This is a genomic window from Bartonella sp. AA81SXKL (assembly GCF_042196945.1).
Lineage (GTDB): Bacteria > Pseudomonadota > Alphaproteobacteria > Rhizobiales > Rhizobiaceae > Bartonella.
Map to the genome: position 1 here is coordinate 1 of NZ_JBHIRH010000130.1, position 962 is coordinate 962.

The following is a 962-nucleotide window of genomic DNA, read 5'->3' on the forward strand; positions in this document are numbered from 1 at the left end:
TAGGAGGCAATTGACCTGGATCACCAAGAACAAGAATTGGTGTCCGAAAACTCATTAAATCACGGGCTAATTGTTCATCTACCATCGAACACTCATCAACAATAATGAGCTTCGCTTGTGCAGCCGCACTTCTTCGATTTAATGCAAATGTCGGTGCAATAGACTTTTTTCCGGTGACTTCATCGGAAACTTCTTCCTCCCCACGCGGGCAATAAATCAGTGAATGAATAGTACAAGCATTGCTTGCACCTTTAGAACGCAAAACCTGAGCCGCCTTACCTGTGAACGCAGTAAATTGGACAGAGCCATCAACCGTTTCTGCAAAATAACGAGCAAGTGTCGTCTTCCCTGTTCCTGCATAGCCAAAGAGACGAAAAAGTGGAGAACGCCCCTCCTTCAACCACGCAGAGACAGCCTTCAATGCATTATCCTGTTCCGGTGAAAACTGCATAATTTATCAAAATAAGATTCGTATAAAAAGAGCAAGCACTTAACACCCCCCACTATTAAGAAAAATCCTACTCCCCAAAAAATCTTTGTCATTAGGAATTTTTGATACATGAGTATTCTCCCATTTTCACAGCATAATCATCACCCCTCCTACCCGTGAAATTTTCGCACAAAACGCTTTCACATTCTCAATCTTGCCCCATGCAAAACTTGTATCACATACCTTAATCAAAACTCATTCTTATTGAACAAAACACCTTATTCTACAGCAAAACAATATGAACAGCCAAATCACTATATGCAATAAACTTAAAACAACCTACATATTGAGCTTCTGTTGAATCATATTCAAAGTAAAAAAAGTCACTAAAGCAAAAGTTTAAATCCGTGTTATCGTAATTGCAAACTCCTTAAACCAAACATTGTCCTTCAGCGGAAATAGCATTGGCAACTGCTTCATCATGAGCCTCGTCAGGTAATAGCATATCATTATGTGCACACCCAGATGGGAT

General features: G+C 40.0%; 1 protein-coding gene. It reads right to left on the reverse strand.

What is annotated here, in order from left to right; genetic code table 11:
- Positions 1-451 (reverse strand): AAA family ATPase (locus ACFINZ_RS10060; protein WP_375701436.1); only part of this gene is annotated, 451 nt, incomplete at its 3' end.
- Positions 452-962 lie beyond the last annotated feature (511 nt).